The 21,389-nt window shown below is 57.6% G+C and carries 17 protein-coding genes; 1 reads left to right on the top strand and 16 read right to left on the bottom strand.

Annotated elements, in window-relative coordinates; translation table 11 throughout:
• Positions 1–456 precede the first annotated feature (456 nt).
• From pheT to ilvB (HMPREF1986_RS00415), 15 genes are all read right to left on the bottom strand, one after another.
• Entirely contained in the window at positions 457–2,883 is a 2,427-nt protein-coding gene (gene pheT, locus HMPREF1986_RS00485; protein WP_021772747.1) for a phenylalanine--tRNA ligase subunit beta, read from the bottom strand.
• 15 nt (positions 2,884–2,898) lie between these two features.
• Complete coding sequence (gene pheS / locus HMPREF1986_RS00480) at positions 2,899–3,921, bottom strand: phenylalanine--tRNA ligase subunit alpha (RefSeq protein WP_021772746.1); 1,023 nt, start codon at positions 3,919–3,921, stop codon at positions 2,899–2,901.
• 45 nt (positions 3,922–3,966) lie between these two features.
• A complete protein-coding gene (locus HMPREF1986_RS00475; RefSeq protein ID WP_036598596.1) occupies positions 3,967–4,629 on the bottom strand; it encodes an HAD hydrolase-like protein in 663 nt (220 codons plus the stop codon).
• Positions 4,630–4,683: 54 nt separating this feature from the next.
• Positions 4,684–5,544: a YitT family protein gene (locus tag HMPREF1986_RS00470; RefSeq protein WP_009214564.1), complete on the bottom strand. Its 861-nt coding sequence runs from the start codon at positions 5,542–5,544 to the stop codon at positions 4,684–4,686.
• Between the two features lie 89 nt (positions 5,545–5,633).
• Complete coding sequence (locus HMPREF1986_RS00465) at positions 5,634–5,858, bottom strand: hypothetical protein (protein ID WP_021772744.1); 225 nt, start codon at positions 5,856–5,858, stop codon at positions 5,634–5,636.
• Positions 5,858–8,650, bottom strand: a complete 2,793-nt coding sequence (locus HMPREF1986_RS12425) for a tetratricopeptide repeat protein (RefSeq protein ID WP_021772743.1) — start codon at positions 8,648–8,650, stop codon at positions 5,858–5,860. The genes HMPREF1986_RS00465 and HMPREF1986_RS12425 overlap by 1 nt, the downstream gene beginning before the upstream one ends.
• 171 nt (positions 8,651–8,821) lie before the next feature.
• Positions 8,822–9,454 carry a DUF421 domain-containing protein gene (locus tag HMPREF1986_RS00455; RefSeq protein ID WP_021772741.1) on the bottom strand — a complete coding sequence of 211 codons (633 nt, stop codon included), beginning with the start codon at positions 9,452–9,454 and terminating at the stop codon, positions 8,822–8,824.
• Positions 9,455–9,466: 12 nt separating this feature from the next.
• On the bottom strand, positions 9,467–9,910 hold the full coding sequence (locus HMPREF1986_RS00450; protein WP_021772740.1) for a DUF3290 family protein: 444 nt from the start codon (positions 9,908–9,910) through the stop codon (positions 9,467–9,469).
• Between the two features lie 29 nt (positions 9,911–9,939).
• Positions 9,940–10,311, bottom strand: a complete 372-nt coding sequence (locus HMPREF1986_RS00445) for a RidA family protein (protein ID WP_036598536.1) — start codon at positions 10,309–10,311, stop codon at positions 9,940–9,942.
• A 123-nt stretch (positions 10,312–10,434) separates the two neighbouring features.
• Positions 10,435–10,923: an acetolactate synthase small subunit gene (gene ilvN, locus HMPREF1986_RS00440; RefSeq protein WP_009214557.1), complete on the bottom strand. Its 489-nt coding sequence runs from the start codon at positions 10,921–10,923 to the stop codon at positions 10,435–10,437.
• Positions 10,920–12,557 (bottom strand): biosynthetic-type acetolactate synthase large subunit, encoded by a 1,638-nt coding sequence (ilvB, locus tag HMPREF1986_RS00435; protein ID WP_021772738.1) that lies wholly within the window; start codon positions 12,555–12,557, stop codon positions 10,920–10,922. The genes ilvN (HMPREF1986_RS00440) and ilvB (HMPREF1986_RS00435) overlap by 4 nt, the downstream gene beginning before the upstream one ends.
• 19 nt (positions 12,558–12,576) lie before the next feature.
• Positions 12,577–13,803 carry a threonine ammonia-lyase gene (gene ilvA / locus HMPREF1986_RS00430; protein WP_021772737.1) on the bottom strand — a complete coding sequence of 409 codons (1,227 nt, stop codon included), beginning with the start codon at positions 13,801–13,803 and terminating at the stop codon, positions 12,577–12,579.
• A 19-nt stretch (positions 13,804–13,822) separates the two neighbouring features.
• Entirely contained in the window at positions 13,823–14,836 is a 1,014-nt protein-coding gene (gene ilvC, locus HMPREF1986_RS00425; RefSeq protein WP_021772736.1) for a ketol-acid reductoisomerase, read from the bottom strand.
• 335 nt (positions 14,837–15,171) lie between these two features.
• Positions 15,172–15,423, bottom strand: coding sequence for an acetolactate synthase small subunit (gene ilvN / locus HMPREF1986_RS00420; RefSeq protein WP_021772734.1), 252 nt, complete (start codon positions 15,421–15,423; stop codon positions 15,172–15,174).
• On the bottom strand, positions 15,420–17,132 hold the full coding sequence (ilvB, locus tag HMPREF1986_RS00415) for a biosynthetic-type acetolactate synthase large subunit (RefSeq protein ID WP_051273828.1): 1,713 nt from the start codon (positions 17,130–17,132) through the stop codon (positions 15,420–15,422). Before ilvB (HMPREF1986_RS00415) ends, ilvN (HMPREF1986_RS00420) begins: the two co-directional genes overlap by 4 nt.
• 485 nt (positions 17,133–17,617) lie before the next feature.
• On the opposite strand from ilvB (HMPREF1986_RS00415), the gene HMPREF1986_RS00410 reads away from it, so the two are divergent.
• The gene (locus tag HMPREF1986_RS00410) at positions 17,618–18,952 is read left to right on the top strand and encodes an ATP-binding protein (RefSeq protein ID WP_009214549.1); all 1,335 of its coding nucleotides are present in this window, start codon (positions 17,618–17,620) and stop codon (positions 18,950–18,952) included.
• Between the two features lie 21 nt (positions 18,953–18,973).
• Here the strand turns inward: HMPREF1986_RS00410 and HMPREF1986_RS00405 are convergent, their stop codons facing one another.
• The gene (locus HMPREF1986_RS00405) at positions 18,974–21,196 is read right to left on the bottom strand and encodes a Y-family DNA polymerase (protein ID WP_021772731.1); all 2,223 of its coding nucleotides are present in this window, start codon (positions 21,194–21,196) and stop codon (positions 18,974–18,976) included.
• Between the last annotated feature and the right edge of the window lie 193 nt (positions 21,197–21,389).

Raw genomic sequence — 21,389 nt, 5'->3', positions numbered from 1 at the left:
AGAGGCGAGCCTCCCCGGAATCCATCCTCCCTCTCCCTCCTCCGGCGGCAATATCCGTAAAGATCAAGGAAGAGGACTCGGTCCTATGCGTCACTTCGCTTCCGCCGCTCTCATGACTTCCGTCAAGCCCCACGCCTCTTTCGAAGCTTTCTCCCCCTACTCCGGCGCAAGGCTCCCGGCAGAGGAATATAGGATAATGGTTTTATGCCGACGCTTGCCCCGCTCTAAACCGGACGACACTGCACCGGACATGAGCCCAAAGCGAAGGCATGCTGTTTTGGGCACACAGGGCGGAAGGAAAACAAAGAACTTATCCTCCCCATTATAGCCGAAGATCTGTCCCTCCGAAAAGACAAAAAAGAGAGCCAAAAGGAAATCTTTCCTTAAGGCCCCCGATGAAAATCCATATGAATTTAGAGAAATAGCCCGAGATTTCGGCCGGGCCGAAGGCATCGCTCAGTCCCGAAGCCGGATTCCGAGTCTATTAAGGCCGTCCAGGACCTTCCTCACCACCGCATTGATCTCCTCCTCCGTGAGGGTATGATCCTTCGCGCGGAGTGTGAGCGTATAGGCCATGGACTTATATCCCGACAGGACTTGCGCCCCGATATAGATATCAAAGAGCTTAAGCTCCTCCAGGAGCTTCCCGGACCTCTGTATCAAAACGTCCTCGATCTCCCCCGCCGTAACGGAGAGCGGGACCAGCATGGAGAAGTCCCGGGATACCGACGGGAACTTCGCAAGAGGCAGATAGCGGATCTCGTCCCGAACGAAGGGATAGACCTCCTTCATGTCCAGGACCGCGAGATAGGCTCTCTCTCCGATCCCGTAATTTTCCAGCACCTCGGGGTGGAGCTCCCCAAGATAGCCGAGCCTCCTCTCCTCATACAGGATATCTGCTCTCCTGCCGGGATGCAGAAAGGACTGCGGACAGGCGGCATCATAGTGAAAGCGCTTTTTCAGGCCGAGGCGGTTCAGGATGAGCTCGATATCTCCCTTTACGGAGAAGAAATCGCAGTCGCCGTAGGCGCCGAGCGTAAGCTGCATGCGCTCGTCCGGAAGCTCTGTGAGCGGCAGAGACTTCGGGAGATAGACATTTGCCATCTCATAGAGGCGGACATCCCGGTTCTTCCGCTTGAAATTCGTGGAAAGAGAAGCCAGCATCCCATTCGCGGAGCTCGTCCTGAGGACGGAGAAATCCTCTCCCAGCGGGTTTTGAATCCGGATCTGCTGCCGCTCCGGGGCATCCTCCGGAAGCAAAAGTCTGTCGCAGGCCTTCGGAGACTCAAAGGAATAGAGATAAGCCTGGGAGTAGCCGAGCGCCTCCGCGCTGTGCCGGCATCTCTCGTCGATCGAGAGCTCCGTCGAAAGTCCCCCGATCGCGGCTCCGGAGGGGAGGCTCATCGGGATCGAGGCATAGCCGTAGAAGCGGGCGACCTCCTCCGCGATATCGCACATCCTGTGGATATCCTGGCGAAAGGTCGGGGCCGTGACGGTGAGATTTTCCCCATCGAGCTCTGTCGAGAGCTCCTCCCTCTCCAGGATGGCCTTCATCTCCTCCGGAGAGAGAGAGGTTCCCAGGAGAGCATTGATCTCGGATGATGTGCAGTGCACGACGGAGGGCTCCCTCCTCCTTTCGTAGATGTCGATCATGCCTCCGACCGGCTCCCCGGCGCCAAGCTTTTCCACCAGCTCGCAGGCCCGGTTCATCGCCTGAGAGGCGAGATTCGGATCGAGTCCCTTCTCAAAGAAGGCAGAGGCATCCGTCCTCTCTCCGACCTTTCTCGCGGAGAGACGGATATTGGCACCGTTGAAGCAGGCCGCCTCCAGCACCATGGTCTTTACGCTGTCCTCGATCTTTGAGTTCTGTCCCCCCATGATGCCCGCGATGCCAATCGCGCCGTCTCTGTCCCGGATCGTGAGCACCGTATGGTCCAGGCTCCTCTCCTTCTGGTCGAGGGTCTGAAAGCTCTCCCCGTCCTCCGCGCGCCTTACGATAATCTCATGCCCGCGGATCTTGTCATAGTCGTAGGCATGCATGGGCTGGCCGTATTCGAGCATCACGTAATTTGTGATGTCCACCAGATTGTTGATCGGGCGGATCCCGGCGGACGCAAGGCGAAGCTGCATCCACTTCGGAGAGGGCGCAAGACGCAGATTTTTCACCATGCGCGCGGTATAGCGAGGGCAGAGCTCCGGATCCTCCACCGTGACCCTCAAAAGTTCATGCACATCCCCGCTTCCCTCCGAAGCATCCTCCTTCGGCGGAAAAAAGCGCTTTCGGAAGGTCGCCGCCGCCTCCCGCGCGATGCCGAGCACACTGTAGCAGTCCACCCGGTTCGAGGTGATCTCATACTCGTGGAGCGCATCGTTTAAGCCGAGAAGAGAAGGCGCATCCTCTCCGACAGGGGTCCCCTCCGGAAAGATATAGATGCCGGATTCCGGAGCCTCCGGATAGAAAGCCCTGTCTGCCCCGAGCTCCTCGATGGAACACATCATCCCATAGGAGGGCACACCGCGGAGCTTTCCCGCGTGGATCTCGATCCCATCCTCCGGCAGAGCTCCTCCCTCATGTCCTCCCGCGACCTTCCCGCCGTCCAGAACGACCGGGACGATATCTCCGGGCTTCATATTATGGGCTCCGGTCACGATCTGCACTGCATCCCCTGTTCCGATGTCAAGCTGACAGATTACAAGCCGGTCCGCGTCCGGGTGCGGTTCTATGGAGAGGATTTTCCCGGTGACGATCTTTCTCAGATTTCGATTCAATATCCTGCAGGTCTCGACCTTCGTTCCGGACAGGGTCATCGCATCGGAGAATTCCTCCGGCGTGCAGTCCAGCTCCGGCACGTATTCCTTCAACCAATTCATCGAGCTGTTCATCTTCTCTCCCCTCTCCTAAAACTGCTCCAGGAACCGACTGTCATTCTCATAGAGAAGACGCATATCATCGATCTCATACTTTAAAAGCGCGATCCTCTCCAAGCCCACGCCGAAGGCAAAGCCGCTGTATTTTTCCGGATCGATGCCGCACATCTCCAGCACATGGGGATGCACCATGCCGCAGCCCAGAATCTCGATCCAGCCCTCTCCCTTGCAGAAGCGGCAGCCCTTTCCGCCGCACTTAAAGCAGCTCACATCGACCTCGGCGGAGGGCTCTGTGAAGGGGAAATGATGCGGGCGGAGTTTCGTCCTGGTCTCCGGACCGAAGAGCTCCTTCGCGAAGGTGTCGAGCGTGCCCTTGAGATCCGAAAAGCTCACATGGCGGTCGATCACCAGGCCCTCGATCTGATGAAAGGAGGGGGAATGCGTCGCATCCACCTCGTCGGATCGGAAAACTCTCCCCGGGCAGATCATCCGGATCGGGAGCTTCCCCTTCTCCATGACCCTCGCCTGTACGGAGGAGGTCTGTGTGCGGAGGAGGATGCTCTCATTGATGTAGAAGGTGTCCTGCTCATCTCTCGCCGGATGCCCCTTTGGGATGTTCAGCTTCTCGAAGTTATAGAGATCATACTCGATCTCCGGTCCTTCCACGACCTCATATCCCATGCCGATAAAGATCCTCTCGACCTCCTCCAGCGCCCTCGTGTTCGGGTGCATATGACCAAAGCGGCGCTTCTTCGCAGGGAGCGTCACATCGAGAGTCTCCGACTGGATCCTGGCCTCTCTCATGCGGCGGTGGAGAATCGGAAGCTGCGTCTGAAGCTCGCTCTCGATCAGCGCCCTCACCTCATTGATCTTCTGCCCGAAGATCTTTTTCTGATCGGGCGGAAGCTCCCTGAGCGCCTTCATGAGATTGGTGATCTCCCCCTTCTTCCCGAGAAAACTCACTCTCACCTGATTTAAGGCGTCAATGTCGGCCGCCCTGCGGATTGCGTCCTCTGCGAGCTTCCGAAGCTCTTCCAGCTGCGTATGATCCATTTTCCTCTCCCTCCCAAACGATACTCTTTGAAAGCCGGATGCCGTTTACGACAGAAGCAGGCTTCTGAGCCCTTCTACATCCTCCGAGAGGTAGGTGGCTCCGGCCTGGATGAGCTCCTCCCTCCCCCCGTATCCATAGCAGACCCCGATCGAATCCAGGCCGGTCTCCCGCGCCGCGTCGATGTCGAAGCGGGTATCCCCCACCATGACCGCGCTCTCCCTTTTGAGGGAACAAAGCTCGATCGCCCGCTCGATGAGTCCCGCCTTCCGGGAGCTCTTCTCACTTAGCTCCGTCCCGGTCTTAGCATCAAAAAAGCCGGTGAGGGAAAAGTGATCGAGGATCCGCTCCGCGAAGACGAGCGGCTTCGAGGTCACAAGCACAAGCTTTCTGCCCTCCTCCTTCAGGGAGGAAAGAAGCTCCCGCATCCCCGGATAGAGCTCGGCGTCAAAGATCCCCTTCGTCGGATAGACCTCCCGATAGTAGGAGACCGCCTTCTCCGCCTCCAGGAGACTCATCCCGTAAAAGCCCATAAAGGAATCCACGAGGGAGGGACCCACGAAGCGGCGAAGTCTCTCGACAGGCTCGTCCCGGATCCCGAAGTGGTCGAGCGCGTACTGCACCGACTTCATGATTCCGGGGCCGGAATCGGTCAGCGTGCCGTCAAGGTCAAAGAGCACCGCCTCGTAATGTTTCCGCTTCTCTGTCATTTTCTGCTGTCTCCCCGTCATTTTTCACTGTCCCTCCGTCATTTCCCGCCGCGCTCAGTCTCTCGGCTTCATGACGAAGCGGCCGAAGATCTCCTTACTCCGTATCATATTCACAAAGGCCTTCGGATCGATCTCCTTGATCTTCATCCTCACCCTCTTCGCGTCGGTGGAGGAGACGACGGAATACACCATGCCGTGCTCCTTATGCTCATAGGATCCCTCCGCCTTCATGATCGAAGCGCCGTGATTGCAGACCTCGTGGATGCCCTTTGCGATCTCCTGCGGATGATCCGTCACGATAAAGAGGGTCTGCTTCTGATAATTCCGGTAGAGCGCATAGAGAGTCTGCGTCGAGGCGTACTGGAAAATGATCGAGTAGAGCGCCTTGTCCCAGCCGAAGAAATAGCCCGCTATCCCCAGGATGACCGCGTTAAAGCCGAGCACCAGATTCCAGGACTCGATCCCCTTTTTATCCGAGAGGTAGATCGCGAGGAAATCCGTCCCCCCCGAGGTGGCGTCCGCAAAAAGGCTCAGGCTGATCGAGAGCCCGTTTATGATTCCCCCGAAGATCGCGATGAGAAGGGTATCCTGCGTGATCTCATAGACCGGAAGGCTGTCCGTGAAAAAGCTGCAGCACAGAATCATGACCAGGGAGTAAAGGGTGAACTTCTTTCCGACGAAGCGAAAGCCTACATAGACCGGAGCCGCATTCAGAGCGATGTTCACGAGGGAGTAGGGAAGCTTCACGTGAAAGTAGTTCAGGCTGATCCGCTGAATCAGGATGGTGAGTCCGCTCACGCCTCCCGGGTAAAGTCCCCCTGCCGTGACAAAGGTATTGATGTTCATCGCCATCACAAAGGCGGCGAGCACCACCAAAAAGATGCGCCGACTGTCATTTTTCCAATTAAAGCTCATTCCACTTCCGCCTTCTTCGGAGCTGTAAAATCTGCCCCTTCAAAACTCAAAATCCTTCGTTTTGTGCTGAAAATTCCTCTCTGCATCCCTTAGAGCTCGGAACGGTCGCGACATTTTCCGGCAGCCTGATCCGGCCTCGGGCTCTCCCATGACTTTCCCTCCCGCTCCTTCGCTTCATCGATGATCCTCTGCAGCCTCCTCCACATAATCCGGTAGAGGAGGAGGCTGAGTACTCCGATGAAGAGGAGGGAGAAAAGAAGGAAGAGCAGTACGCCCGGAAGAGAGAGACTGAGTCTCAAAGCTTCCGCCCTCATCAGCCCTTGTCCTCTCCCAGCACAAAGCTGTAATCCTTGATATAGCCCTTGTCATTTTGGATGATCTTTTGCATATAGAGCTCCGGCAGGAAGGATACGGAGTCCTGCGCGATGATCGTCATATAATCCTCATCCAGATAATGGACATAGGCCTCCTTCAGAATCTTCACATCGATCTGATAGGCGGGCTTTCCGACCGGACGGCCGTTTTTCTTCTCGTAGTAGACGGTGGATGGGATGATATAATAATTCCCCTTATCCACTCTCTGCTTGGAATGCGCGACGACGATCATGTCCGGATGTGCCTTGTACTCCTCCGCCGCGTGGAAGGCGGCCTGCCCCTCCTCGTTCAGATGCTTCCCGTCGATCGTCGTGTTCTTCTGCCTCTTGCCGTCCTCTCCCACATAGTAGTTTCCGTCGACCCACTGATTCTTCTGCATCCGTCCGTCCGGCCCGAAATAGTAGAGCTCTCCGTCGATCTCCTGCCAGGCACTGAGGAGGCAGGCGCCGTCCTCCTTCAGAAAATATTGATCCCCGTCGATCTCCTGAAGACCCGTCTGCAATATGCCGTCCGCATTGAAGTAGTACCAGCTTCCGTCCTTTTGGAACCAGCCCGTCCTTCTCCGCCCGTTCTCATCGAGAAAGATCCTCCCCGCTTCGGTATCGGACCAGTCGTTCAGATGATATTTCGCGCTGTCCAGGGCGATCTCGTAATCCGCGCTGAGCGTCTCCCCCTCTGCGCCGTCCGAGGCTTTGGCGAAGGCACTCAGATGATAGCTTCCATTCGTATCCAGATGGATCGGATTCTCATAGACCGCATCCTTTACCTCCTCTAAACCGCCGCCGCTTAAGGAATAGCGGATCTCCGCCCCCTCCGGGCCTGAAATCCGGATCTCCTGCGGATCCTGGTAGCTTCCGCCCGAGGCACTGAAGGAGAGCTTCGGATTCAGAAGCTCCAGCTGCTTTTTTAGCTCCGAATCCTCCGGAAAGCTCTCGACAGCGGCAACTAATGTCTTTACCGCTTCCTCGTGCTTCCCCGCCTTCTCATAGGCATCCACGAGAAGAAGGTAGGCTTCCCTTCCCCCTTCCTTCTCGGAAAGAAGCTTTTCGAGGATCGGAATCGCCTGCTCGTAATGCTGCTTCTTCACCGCTTCCCGGCCCATATTGAGCTCTCCGGAGCGCTTCACCGCGGGAAGGTTCATATACCATAGAGCGGCTGCGATCGCCGCTGCCGTGGCAGCAGCCGGGAGGAAAAGCTTCAGGGCTCCGCCCTTCTTCTTTCCTTCCTTTCCGCTCCCGGCTTTCCTTCCTCCGCCGCTCCTTCTCTCTCTCTCCTTTTTCTTTCCTCTCCCGCTCCGCTTTTCCTTCTCGCTCCGATCTGCCCTGCTCTCCCCCCAAATGAAGGGATCCCTCTCCCCGCTCTTTGAAGAATGCTCTTTGGGAGTCGGATCCTCTCTCTCCTCCGAAAGGGACGGGGCATCTTCGCTTTTCCTTCCCGTTCCGAGCATCTCCGAGGCCATCCTGGCCTTCTCCTCCTCTGAAAGCGGGGGAAGAGAAGAGGAAACCTCCGCGCTTACATTCTCCCGCTTCTCCTCTTCCTCCCACCAGGAGCTCTCGCGGATCTCGGCGTCCGGGCCCTGTTCCTCCCTGCGCTCTCTCTCATCCGACTTCTCATCCTCCCTGGAAGCGGAGATCTCCTCCGCTAAGGGATGGGAGTCTGTCTCCATCTCTGTCTCCATCAGGCTCTGGGGCTCCGCCTCAGGGGAAGCGGAGGATTCTCTCTCTGCTTCTCCCTCTGAAGAAGAGGCGGAGATCTCTTCGGGATTCTTCGTCTCCGGCTCGGAATCGGACTCTTCCTCCGTCCCGAGAAAGGCCTTGAGCTCCGCGGTGATCCGCTCCTGCTCCTCGCTCTTCGCATTCTCGGAGGACCTGGCTCTCTCTTCCTCCAGGGCCTTCCTCTCCGCCTCGGCGCGGCGGATTCTCTCCTCCTCTTCTCTCCTGGCTTCCTCTGCGAGGCGATGTCTCTCCGCCTCCTCCGCCCTTCGCTCGGCTTCCGCCCTTCGGATCTTTTCTCTCTCCGCCTCCATCCTCTGAAGACGCGCTTCCTCCTCGGAGCGCTCCGCCTCCGCTCTTCGGATCCTTTCCCGCTCTGCTTCCGCTTCAGCCTGTTCCGTTTCCGCTTCTTCTCGTTCCGTCTCTGCTTCTTCTCGTTCTGTCTCTCCGCGGGAAGAAAGCGCCTCCCCCTCCTTGTCCGGGGAAGCCGCGTACCTATCCGTATCCGAAGCATTCTCTTCTGATCCTTCGGGCTCTCTCTCCTCGTCCGAGAAAGCCGTATCCGGCGATTTTTCTGCGCCTTCTAAGGAGTCCTCCGCACGGGGCTCTTCATAAGAGAAGGCGCTCTCCTCCGGCTCCCCATCCTCCGAAAGGCGGGTAAAGAGCTCCGGCGGCTCCCATTCTCTCTCTTCTCCCTCCCGGACCGGTCCAAGCTGGGAGCGGTCCAGTGAGAAGTCAAAGTGCAGCTGGTCCATCTCCTCAGAGAATTTCTGATCCTCTTCGGCTCTCTCCTCCGCGGAGGCGGAGGACACAGTCTTTTCTACCTCTTCCTCTTTCCCTCCCGGAGAAAAAGCAGGGGAAGCATCCTCCCGCTTCTTTTTCTCCGGCATTTTGTACTCCACCGGCTTCAGTGCCTTTCGAATCCCATCAAAGGAAATCTGCGCGCTCACGAGAAGCCCGCAGTTAGGACAGAATCTGGTATTCTCCGGGATTTCCGTTCCGCAGCTCTTACACTTCATCGTCTCTCAGATCCTCCTTTCCCGCCAAAGCTCCGCGCCGTCTCCCCGCGCTGCTCCGCTTCCTCTTTCTGATTCCCCGCTTCGTCCGGGCGGCCTTTCCCGAGCTCTCTTTGGGAATCACTTCTCTTTTGATTTGGTTTGATTTGGGCTTTTAAAGCGCTCACGGCCCTCTCAATAGCTCACGACATGGATCTCACCGCTCACATACTCCGCAAGGAATATATTCGAGATCTCCCCGAAGCCCATTTCCCGAAGACGCCCTTCCAGCCAGTCCTGCGTTTTCCCGATTGCCTCCAGCGTATTCTCCTGCACCATCCCGTCCGTGATGAGCGGATAGCGCGGATTTTCCTCTCCGGACTGCACGACGAGAAGCTGCCCGTTTTGCTCGAGCACCGCCTGCTTCACCTCCCGTATGCTGAAGATATTGTTGTTCCGAAGCTTGAACATGATGTCGTGTGCCGTGAGCCCCGCCTTCCGGCAGGCCTCGACATCGATCTCTCCTCTCCGGATGATCGTCACCGGCTCCCCGTCCACATATTTTTTAAAAAAACGCAAATTCGTCTTCAGCCAGCGGAGGGAAAGCACCAGGCAGAACCAGATCATCAGAATGGTGATGTACTGCAGGATGCTGATCGATTCGTTGTAGATCATGCCTCCAATGATTCCTCCGAGGACAAAGTTCTGGATCTGATCCACGGCGGAAGAAGGGGCCAGATTTCCCTTTCCCGTCAGATTGATCACCATGACGAGGGAGAGAAGGCCGATTGCGAGTTTAATCGCGACATTTAAATAAGACAGCTGCATATTTTCCTCATCCTAGTCGGCATCCACCAGCTGAATCTCCGGGTCAACGACCTCCATCTTCTCCAGAAGATAGCCTCCGTCCACCGAGATAATGCGGTAGAAATCGTCCCCGGCCTTCACGACGGCGCCATCCCTCGCCGCCTGGGTATTGATATAGATTTTTGCCTTGTCCAGCTTCAGCTCCTCCGCGACCGTCTCCACAGCATGCGCCGCAGAGGAGTACTGATCGTCGATCCGATGGAGACTCTGCTCGCTGCTGATCCTTGCGCAGATCAGAGCGAGCACGCTGAAGAGGGCAATGAGGGAGAGCTCCCGATACTTTGTATCCCGTCTCTCCCGGTAGTATTTAAATAGCGCGAACACCAAAAGGACCGCTGCCGCTGCCGCAAGGATAAGTTGCAGCCGGTTGGTGACAGCGATCCTGCTGGTGAGGTACTCATAAGAATAAAACTTCATTTATCCCTTTCATACCCGCCAAATCGGGCCTAGAGCTCGGCAATGGCCTCGATCTCGCAGAGCACTCCCTTCGGGAGGGCCTTTACCGCCACGCAGGAACGGGCAGGCTTCGAGCTGAAGTACTTCTCATAGACTCCGTTGAAGACAGCGAAGTCGTTCATGTCCGCGAGGAAGCAGGTGGTCTTTAAAACCCTTCCGATATCGGAGCCCGCGGCCTCGATGACAGCCTTCACATTCTTGCAGCTCTGCTCCGCCTGAGAAGCGATGTCGGGGCCCGCCACTTCACCGCTCTCCGGGACGACCGGAATCTGTCCGGAACAAAAAACCAGATTTCCGCTCACAAAGCCCTGGGAATAGGGGCCGATCGCCGCCGGCGCCTTCTCTGTCGATACTTGCTTCATCTTGTTCTCCTTTACTGCTTGAAATGTCACTGAGCCGCCTTCCATTATGACAGCTATTCCGCGAGAAAGCAAGACCCCCATAAAAACCGCGGCAGACCGCAGGGGAGGCCGGATGCATCCTCCCTAGCGGCGCTGCTCCCGGATCTTCAGCATGGCCAGTGTCCCGGTGCGGGCGATCTCCACGATGCTCACGGTCTTTAAAGTGTCGAGAAACATCTCGATCCGCTCCGGTGTGTCGCAGATCTGGATCGTCATCGCCTGCTTCCCGAGATCCACGATCCGGGCTCCCATGATCTCGCAGTTTTCCATGATATCCTTCCGGTTTTCCCGATTGTATCGGATCTTTACCAGGAGAAGTTCCCGGCAGATCCCCTCGCTCTCCGAGAAGGTCCGGACCTTGATGATATCGATCTTTTTGTTCAGCTGCTTCTCGATCTGCTCGAGCGTCCGCTCCTCCCCGCTCGAGACGATGACCATGTTGGAGACCGTGCGGTCCTCCGTCTCTCCGACCGCGAGGGAATCAATGTTGAAACAGCGCCTCCAGAAGAGCCCCGCGACTCTGGAGAGCACTCCGGCGCGGTTCTCCACCAGTACAGAATATATCCTTTTCATCGGACCACCTCATCCGGATCAATCACACATTCCAGGAGAGCGGAGTCCTCTCCCCTGAGAAAGTCCGAGAGCTTCTCGGAAATCTCTTCGTTTTTTCGAATAGAAAGGTAGCGGAGATGATAGGCCTCCGAGAGCTTCGAAAGCTCCGGATCCGATCCGAGCTCCGTCATGGAATAGCGGTCTCCCAGGACGAAATGCTGGTACTGCCGCACAAGTCCGAGTGTCTGATTCTTTAAGACCAAAATCTTCACCGCGATGCCGTACTGTCGAAGTGTCGCAAGCTCCATCATGCACATCTGAAAGCCCCCGTCCCCGATCACCGAGACGACCTGTCTTTTCGGGGCTGCGAGCTTTGCGCCGATAGAGGCCGGGATGGAATAGCCCATCGTCCCCATGCCGCCGGAGGTCAGAAACCTCCCCCCTCTCATCCTATAGCTTCCGCAGGACCAAAGCTGGTTCTGCCCGACATCTGCGATATAGATCCCGTCCTCCCGCATTTTCAGAGAGAGCTCCCGGAGAAGAAGCTCCGGAGAGGGGAGATCGGAGAGGCGGAGCCTTTCCTGAAGGCGCTCCTCCTCCCTCTCCTCTTCCTCCCTCCGGTAATCCGAGAGCAGGCTGAGCCAGTCTCCATAGCCCTCCCCTCCCTCCTGCTCCAGGAATTTATCGAAGACACTGGAGAGATCCCCGACGAGAGGGATCTCCGGCCCGGCATTCTTCCCGATCTCCGCGGGATCCACGTCGATGTGGACGAAGGTCTTATTCTCCGTGATGAGGTCCGGCTGGCTGATCGAGCGGTCCGCCGCCCTGGCGCCTGCCATGATGATCATATCCGCCTCGTTCATGGCGCGGTTCCCGCAGCTTTTTCCATTGTTCCCGACCATGCCGAAATAGAGCGGATCCGAGCTCTCCATCGCGCCGATCCCCATCATCGTAGAGACCACCGGCAAGCCCTGCTTCTTCGCAAAGGCCCGGAGCTTCTGAGCTGCCCCGGCGAGGAAGATCCCGCCGCCGACACAGAGGATCGGGCGCTTCGCCTCCCGGAGGCGATGGAAGACCTTTTTGATCTGGACCATGTTTCCCTCGACGGTCGGGCGGTAGGTCCGCATCCTATGCTCTCTCGGATAGGAGAAGCTCTTTAGCTCCGCCTTCTGGACATCGACCGGGACATCGATGAGGACCGGCCCCTTCCGCCCGGAATTTGCGAGGTAGAAGGCCTCCCTCATGATCCTCGGAATCTCCTCCGCATTCCGGACGATATAGCTGTACTTCACAAAGGACTCGCAGGCCCCGGAGATGTCGGCCTCCTGAAAGACATCGGAGCCCAGGAGCTGGCTGTCCACCTGTCCCGTGATCACGACGATCGGGATGCTGTCCGCAAATGCCGTGGCGATCCCCGTTATGACATTGGTCGCACCCGGCCCGCTCGTCACCGCCGCGACCCCGGCCCTCCCGCTGATTCTGGCATAGCCGTTCGCCGCATGCGCCGCGCTCTGCTCCGTTCGGACCAGCACCGTCCGGATCTCTGTCTTCAGGATACTGTCGTAGAAGGGACAGATCGCCACCCCCGGATAGCCGAAGACATATTCCACTCTCTCGAGCTCCAGGCATTTCACCATCGCATCAGCGCCCGTCATAAACTCTCCTCTCCGCTGCCTACTGCACGAGGCGAAAGCCCCTCTCCGAAAATTCTCTCCGGATCTCCTCCACATGGCGGAAATCCCTCGTCTCCATCTGCATGGTCAGATAGCAGCCGTTGATATCGCTGTCCTCCGCCGTGCTGTTGTGGTCCACCCTCGTCACATTGGCGCCCTTCTCCGCGATGATGCGGGAAACCTCCTCGAGCTGCCCCGGCTTATCCAGAAGCTCCAGCGTGAGGCTCGCCTTCCGCCCGGTCTTCATCAGTCCCCTTGTGATGACGCGGGAGAGGATATTCACATCGATATTCCCGCCGGAGATGATGCAGACCGTCTTCTTCCCCTCCACCGGGACCTTATGAAAGAGCACCGCCGCGACGGAGACCGCGCCCGCGCCCTCGGAGACCACCTTCTGCCGCTCCATGAGCGTGAGGATCGCCGCCGCTGTCTCATCATCCGTCACCGTGACCAGCTCATCCACGTATTCTTCCACCATGTCGAAGGTCACGGAGCCCGGCTTCTTCACCGCGATCCCATCCGCAAAGGTGTGGACCTCGCTGAGGCTCTCCAGCGCGTGATCCCTCCGGGATTTCAGCATGGAGGCCGCACCGGAGGCCTGTACTCCATAGACTTTGCAGGCGGGATTCAGCTTCTTTACGACGAAGGAGACACCGGAGATGAGGCCGCCTCCACCGACCGGGACGACGACGGCCTCCGCATCCATGAGCTGCTCACAGATCTCCATCCCGATCGTCCCCTGCCCCGCGATCACATCGATATCGTTGAAGGGGTGAATAAAGACGGCTCCGCTCTCCTTCTGATAGCGGAGCGCCGCCTCATAGGCGTCATCGTAGACGCCGTCGATCATCCTCACCTCCGCCCCGTAGGCTCTCGTCGCCTCCACCTTGGATATTGGGGCGACCGCCGGGAGGAAGATGGTCGACTTCGTGCCGGAGCGGGAAGCGGCGAGGGCGACGCCCTGCGCGTGATTTCCGGCCGAGCAGGCTACGACGCCCCTCCTTCTCTCCTCTTCCGTCAGAGTCGAGATCCGGTAGCAGGCGCCGCGGATTTTAAAGGAGCCGGTGTTTTGCAGATTCTCCGTCTTCAGATAGAGCTCGCAGTCTGTTTCGATCCCGGCCGCCCGTACCAGCTCTGTCCTCTTTACGAGCGGCTTCAGCACATGCGCCGCCTGATATACCCTGTCCAGTGTCAGCTCCATCTTCTCCCCTCCGGCTCCCGTCTCCATTCTGCCCTCTCTCCTAATCCTATCTTGCGTTGTCAAGATCCCGGACCTGCTTCCAGCCCATCTTCGCGCGGAGCTCTCTCCCGGTCTTTGACGCGGGACTCTCCGCATGGGCCTCCCGCATCGCAAAGAAATGCGGCCTCCCGGCCTGATTCTCCAGGATCCAGTCCTTCGCGAAGCTGCCGTCCTGGATATCGGAGAGGATCTTTTTCATAGCCGCCCTGCTCTCCTCCCCGATGATCTTCGGGCCCGCCGTATAATCCCCGTACTCCGCCGTATCGGAGATGGAATAGCGCATCCCCTCAAAGCCCGCGTTGAAGATCAGGTCCACGATCAGCTTCATCTCATGGATGCATTCGAAGTAGGCATTCTCCGGCTTATATCCCGCCTCCACCAGAGTCTGGAAGCCCGCCTCCATCAAAGCGCAGACGCCGCCGCAAAGAACCGCCTGCTCCCCGAAGAGATCCGTCTCCGTCTCCTCCCGGAAGCTGGTCTCCAGAAGCCCTCCCCTCGCTCCGCCGATCGCCGCGGCATAGGCCTTCGCGAGATCCATGGAATTTCCGGAGGGGTCCTGCTCCGCCGCAACCAGGCAGGGAACGCCCTTTCCGTCCACGTATTGAGACCGAACCGTATGTCCCGGCCCCTTCGGCGCGATCATGATGACATTGACATCCTCCGGGGGAAGAATGCAGTGAAAGTGGATATTAAAGCCGTGCGCAAAGGCCAGAGTCTTCCCCGCCGAAAGATTCGGCGCAATCTCGGAGCGGTAAAGGGCCGCCTGCTTCTCATCGTTTACAAGGATCATGATGATGTCGGACTGCCGGACCGCCTCGGCCACGGGGAGAACGGAAAAGCCGTCCTCCTTCGCCTTCACCGCGCTTTTTGAGCCCTCATAAAGTCCGATCACAACATCCACGCCGCTGTCTCTGAGATTCAGGGCATGCGCATGCCCCTGGGAGCCGTAGCCGATAACGGCCACCTTCTTCCCCTTCAGAAGATTGAGATCACAGTCCTTCTCATAGTACATCACAGCCATTTCCTTCTCCTTTCTCCCGCGAACCAAATCGCGGATTCCTCTGCCCCTTCATGGGGCAGAGCTCTTGGCATAAAGCCGATACCTGTCCGGGAAAGCGTCGATCTATCCTCTATGGGAGCGGCGTTCCTCAGGCTGAAACGCTCCGCTCTCCCGCTGTCCCGGGCAGCAATGTGTTCCCGCGCCCGCAAAATTACGCATCACAGAAAGCGATCCGCATGCTTTGATCCGCATGCCTTCATCGATCCGCATGCCTTCCTTGCTATCCGAGGCCGGGACAAGGGCCGTTCCCGGCCGCTCCTCCCCGGAGCGGGCAGGGATAACGCGGCGGCAGGGCCTTATCCGATCGCTTCCTCGAAGGAAAGCTCCACCTTTCTGACATCATAGAGCTTTTCCAGCTGAGAGAGGACCTGCGTCCTCATATAATCGTCCCCCGTGGATACGATCTCGATCTTCGTAACTCCACTCACCTCGGTGGGGCCCGCGTGGATCGATTCGATATTGTAGCCGCGCTTTGCATAGAGCCCGGTGATCCGGTTCAGGACGCCAAAGCGGTTGTTGACCCAGAGATCGATGGTGAAACGGTTCATTTTTCCTCCTCCGAAAGAGCTTCTTCCAAGGGCTCCTCCTCCCCGGCGGGCAGAGGCAGGATGATATCCCGGATCGACTTCCCCGGCGGAATCATGGGAAGGACCTGCTCATCCCTGTCGATATGGCAGTCGATCAGGATCGCATCCTCCTCATTTCCGTCCATCTCCTTAAGCGCCTCCTCCAGACCCTCCAGATCGGATACGGAGTATCCCTTCGCTCCGAAGGCCCGGGCCAGAGCCGCGAAATCCGTCCGCCTCTGATCCAGCGTGGTCTCGGAATAGCGCTTCCCGTAGAACATCCCCTGCCACTGCCGCACCATGCCGAGCACCTGATTGTCCAAGATGAGGACCGTGATCGGAAGCTTCTGGGAGACGACGGTGCACAGCTCGTTCAGATTCATGCCAAAGGACCCCTCCGAGGTGATGAGAACGGTTCTCCTTCCCCCGGAGGCGATGCAGCCTCCGACCGCCGCGCCGAGTCCGTAGCCCATCGTCCCGAGTCCCCCGGAGCTGAGCAGTGTCCTCGGCCTTTCGAAGGCATAGTACTGCATCGTCCAGATCTGATGCTGTCCCACATCGGTCGCGATGATGGTCTCATCCTCTGTGTGCCTCCGAAGCGCCCGGATGATATTTTCCGGGCAGAACTCCCCCTTCCTCTCCCGCGGATGCCACTCCCGGAAGCCCTCGACCCTCCTCCTCCAATCCGGATGCTTTTTCTCCGGGAGATCCCGGAGAAGGTCCTGAAGGATCTCCTTCACATCTCCCTGGAGGGAGAGACCGGGGCGCACATTCTTCCCGATCTCCGCCTTGTCGATGTCAATGTGGATGATCGTTCGGTTCTTCGTATATTCCGAGATATCTCCGGTGGCCCGATCGGAGAAGCGAACACCGGCCGCGAGCAGGAGATCGCACTCGGATTGTGCCTTGGAGGCCGCGAAATTTCCATGCATGCCGCACATGCCGAGATTATAGCTGTAGGAGTCCGGCACCGCGCTTCGCCCCATCATGCTTAAGCCGATCGGAGCGTCGATCCGCTTTGAGAGGGAGAGGATCTCCTCCTCTGCCCCGGAGGAGATCACGCCGCCTCCGCAGTAGAGGAAAGGCCTCTCCGCCCCGGAGAGCGCCGCGAGGACCGCCTCTTTATCATAGGGAAGCTTCGGCTTTTCCGGCATTCTGGGGACGACCGCGATGCCATACTCGCAGCTTCCCGTCTGAACATCCTTCGGGATGTCGATCAGAACCGGACCCTTCCTCCCCGAATTCGCGATCAGAAAGGCTTCCTTGATCGTCTGCTCCAGCTCTGTCACATCCCTCACCATGAAGCTGTGCTTCACGACCGGCTGTGTGATGCCCACGATGTCGACCTCCTGGAAGCTGTCCCGCCCGAGCGCATCCACAGAGACATTTCCCGTGATCGCCAGAAGGGGAACCGAATCCAGATAGGCATTTGCGATCCCTGTCACGAGATTCGTCGCCCCCGGCCCGCTTGTTGCGAGCACAACCCCCGTCTTCCCGCTGGCTCTCGCATAGCCGTCCGCCGCATGGCAGGCACCCTGCTCGTGGGCGGTGATGACATGGCGGATCCGATCCCTGGAGCGATACAGCTCATCGTAAATAGTCAGGACCGCGCCTCCCGGATATCCGAAAATCGTATCGACCCCCTGTGAAATCAGCTCCTCAATCAAAATCCCGGCTCCGCTCAATCTCATCTTATCCTCTCCCGAAAACTTCTCCCTGAACACTCTGAAAATTTCAATTTGCATTCCCCGCAAGGCGGGCGGTTTTTCGCTTTGCAATACTTCCCTTGCTTTGCAGGTCTCAGCAGTCTGAACACTAAAACGGCCCCGCAGCGTTTCGCTGCGGGGCCGAAGATCCCTTTATCTTAATTCCCCCGGATAGCGTCACGCGAAACAGCATCATTGCAAGCTACAATAATGCCGGAAAGAATCATCGTGACGCTCCAAAAATATGTCGAATCCCTCATATCCCGCATACTCTCCCTCCGTGATTTCTGCATTATCCCACAGCAAAAAGCCCTTGTCAAGGCGGCTCTCCCATATCTTCCCGCTATGGAAGCCATAGCCGCTTTATAAATGGAAGCCTTTGACACAGCCGCCTCTCCCGCGCTAAAATTCAATAAAAAGAAAGGACAAAAAAGAAAGGACAGGGCTTCGCCCTGAATTACTATATTACTATGAAGGCTCTTTTATCCAGACTGATCTTTTTCAGCAGACTTTCCGTCGATCCGGTGCTCATGGGACTTTCCGCAGCCTTAGAAGCGCTCTCGGAGCCGGGCTATGATTATGAGATGGAAAATGAGGACGGAACGGTGGACCGCTATGACCACGATGATATCCGGCAGGATCTTCACGTCACTCTCCACGAAATCCTCCGTCTTTCGGCGGACTACGGCTTTGAGGGGGATCTTTACGCCTCCTATATCGCCTATTTGATCGCAGCGGATGAAAATCCCCTCTCACTCCTCAGCGAAGGTCTCGGGATTCCGGAGGGCTCCGCCTCCCTTCTCTCGCTCCAGGACTGCTCCGCGCTCTATGAGCTTCTGCATTACGATCTCTCCCCGCTGGATCAGTTTCTGGGCTCTACCTCCTTCTCCCTCCTCCGAAACTATCAGGCAGCGGGAAAAAGGACTGTTCACAGCCTCCGGGAGGCATCCCTCACGATCTCGGCGCTCGAGCGCTCCCTGATGAGAGCGGGAAATCCCCTGGGCATACAGCGTGCGATCTCGGAATTCTACCGCCGCTTTGGAAGCGGGAGCTTCGCGCTCCACCGAGCTTTCCGCATCGAGGGCACGGAAAAGGAGAGGGAGCTCGTCCCGATCAAGGCGCTGGACCCGGTGGATTTCGATTCACTCCTGGGCTATGAGGCGCAGAAGAAGCTGCTCTGTGAGAACACGGAGGCCTTCCTTCAGGGAAGGCCCTGCAACAATGTCCTCCTCTACGGGGATGCCGGAACCGGGAAATCCACCATGATCCGGGCGCTGCTCCATCATTTTCAGGAAAAGGGGCTTCGGCTGATTGAGATCTATAAGCAGCAGCTCCGGGAGCTCCTCTGGCTGAACGAAATCCTGCGGAATCGGAATTACCGCTTCCTTCTCTTTCTGGATGATCTCTCCTTCGAGGAGTCAGAGACAGAATATAAGTACCTGAAGTCTTTGATCGAGGGCGGAATCGAGGCGAGACCCGACAATATCCTGATCTATGCGACCTCCAACAGGAGACATCTCGTGCGGGAGTTTCTCTCGGACCGGAAGGATATGGTGGATCAGGAGGAGCTGCACCACTCCGATACCATGGAGGAAAAGCTCTCCCTCTCGGACCGCTTCGGCCTGAATATCCTCTTTCAGGAGCCGAGCTTCGAAGACTATCAGAGGATTGTGCTCCTTCTCGCGGGGAGGGAGGGGCTTAAGATGGAAAGAGAGGAGCTTCTCCAAAAGGCGAGGGCCTGGTCGGTGCAAAGGGGCGGGCGCACGGGGAGGACAGCGAGACAGTTCATCCATTCTCTGGGCTGAGTTTAACTCCAACGGGGCGATTCAAGCTTGCTCCAGTCCGAGTGCCGTGATCTCCGGGATCGAAATCTCCATTCCGTCCGAAAAGCGGAGAAGCCGCTTATGCCGGTCGATCTTAGAAAGACTCCCCCGGTAAAACTGCGTGCTGCCCCCGTCCTTCCGCTCATCCGGCAGGAAGAAGCGGAGCGCGATCCTCGGACTTTCTCCCCTGTCCAGCTCCGCCGAAAGCTTTCTAAATTCCCGATCGAGCTCCTCCTTCTGATCCTCGGAGAGCTCCGGCCTTTGCTCGGTCCGCCTCGCGCTCTCCGAGACCGCGGCGGCATAGCCCGTGAGGGCAGCGAAGGGAGAGAACTGAGAGGCGCGCTTATGGAGGCTCATCCTGGGATAAGCCGGAAGAAGAGGACGATCTGCATCCAGGATTTCTCCGTATTTTTCGATACATTCTCTTCTCTCTCCTTCCGCTTTTTTCTCTCTTCCTTCTGTATTCTCTGCTCCTTCTGTATTCTCTGCATTCCCCGAATTTCCCCTATTCCTTCTATTCTCTTTATCCTCCTCTCTCTCTTCCCCCCTGTCTAAAGGAAAGTCCGGAAAAATCCCCTTCCCTCCTCTTCGGAGAGAAGAAATGCTCCTCCCCTCTGCCGCACTTTGCATGCTGTCTTTCCCCACGAGAGTGCCGAGCTCCGGGCGCTGCTTCATCTCCTCCTCTCCGCTCCTGTGTCCGCCGATTTCGGCATTTCTCTCTCTGGCGGTTCCGCCCTCCTCGAGATTCATGCCGCGGAGAACCGCGTTCTTCCCAAAGCGCCTTTTCAGAGAAAGGATGGCCTCCTGCGCTCTTCTCTCCTTCCCGAGCCTTTCCTCCCGCTCTCTTTTCTCCTTCTCCAGCTTTTCATAGTCCGTGAAAAGGTCAAGCTGCCCGTAGCTCTCACACTCTCCTCCCGCCTCCTGCTCCGGCACCGCCTCTTCAGCGCAGAGATAGATCCTCCGCACAAGGAGGCGGGGATCCGCGATGCTGTCGTAGAGCTCCATCATGGCCTCCGTGATCAGCCGTGCTGAGGAGGTCCGGAAGGGGAGCCTTCTGCTCCCGTGCACAGGCTTCGGGACGGCTCTCCCATAGTGATCCCGCTCGACGCTCCCGCAGTAGCTCCCTCCGGATACCCCCCTTGGGAGGTTTTCGATGTCAAAGCCGATATTCAGAGAGATCAGGCCCGTGACCAGCCTCTTTTCCAGGAGCTCCAAGGCCAGAAGGTCCGTCATCTCCCGCACGATAAGCCTCGCCTTTTCGAAGGGATAGGGCGTATGCAGCACCTGGCCGTTTCCGAGGCTGTTTTTTTCCGGACGATAGGACTGAATCTCCGAAATCGTGCAGCTCTCCTCCCCGAAGGCATGATCGATGAGAAGCTCCGCATTGACCCCGAAAAGGCGGTAGAGAAGCTCCGCGCTCTGGCAGCCCTCCTCTCTGAGAGCGCAGCGGGCGATGTCCCCCATCGTGAGGAGGTTCTGCTTCTCCAGCTGCCTCTGCATCCCCCTCCCAAGCCTCCAAAAATCCGTGAGCGGGCGGTGGTTCCAGAGCTTTTCCCGATAGGAGCGAAGGTCCAGTTCCGCGATCCGCACACCGTCCTGATCCGCTGCCGCGTGCTTTGCGACGATATCCATCGCAATCTTCGCAAGATACAGATTCGGCCCGATGCCGCAGGTCGCCGTGATTCCGCTCTCTCTGAGCACCTCCCGGATCATCCGGATCGCAAGCGCATGCGCTCCGACCCGATAGGTCGGAAGATAATCCGTGATATCGATGAAAACCTCATCGATCGAGTAGACATGGATATCCTTTTCCGAGACAAAGCGAAGATAAATTTTGTAGATCTCCGTGCTGTACTTCATGTAAAGAGACATCCGGGGCCTTGCGACGATATAATCGATAGAGAGCGCGGGATCTTCGGAAAGCTCCTCCAAAAAGCAGGAGGAGCCGCAAAGCTTTGCCCCCGGCGCCCTCCGCCTTCTCTCATAATTCTTCTCCTTCACGCGGGCGGCCACCTCGAAAAGACGGGGCCTTCCGGGGATTCCCAGCTGCTTAAGGGCCGGTGTCACCGCAAGGCAGATCGTCTTCTCCGTCCGGGAACGATCCGCGACGACGAGATTGGTCCTGAGCGGGTCCAGTCCCCGGCTCACGCACTCCACCGACGCAAAAAAAGATTTCAGATCGATCGCGAGATAGCAGCGCTCCCACGGGCAAAAGGATTCCCCCATACTCCTGACCTCCCAGGCTCCACCGCCGGATGTTTTCCGCCTTTCCTTCCTGAAATCACTGTATCACAGAACATGTATTCTGTAAACATATTTTCTGTTATTTCTTGATTTTTGACAGAAAAAAGGAATAATGCTATGATTACGACATTAAAGCCCATGGAGAAACGCCTGAGAAAGCGATGACAAGCTCCGG

The organism is Oribacterium sp. oral taxon 078 str. F0263, assembly GCF_000469565.1.
In the GTDB taxonomy this organism is placed as follows: domain Bacteria; phylum Bacillota; class Clostridia; order Lachnospirales; family Lachnospiraceae; genus Oribacterium.
Note: the sequence above shows the minus strand (reverse complement) of the source record. Positions and strands in the feature narration are given on the sequence as shown.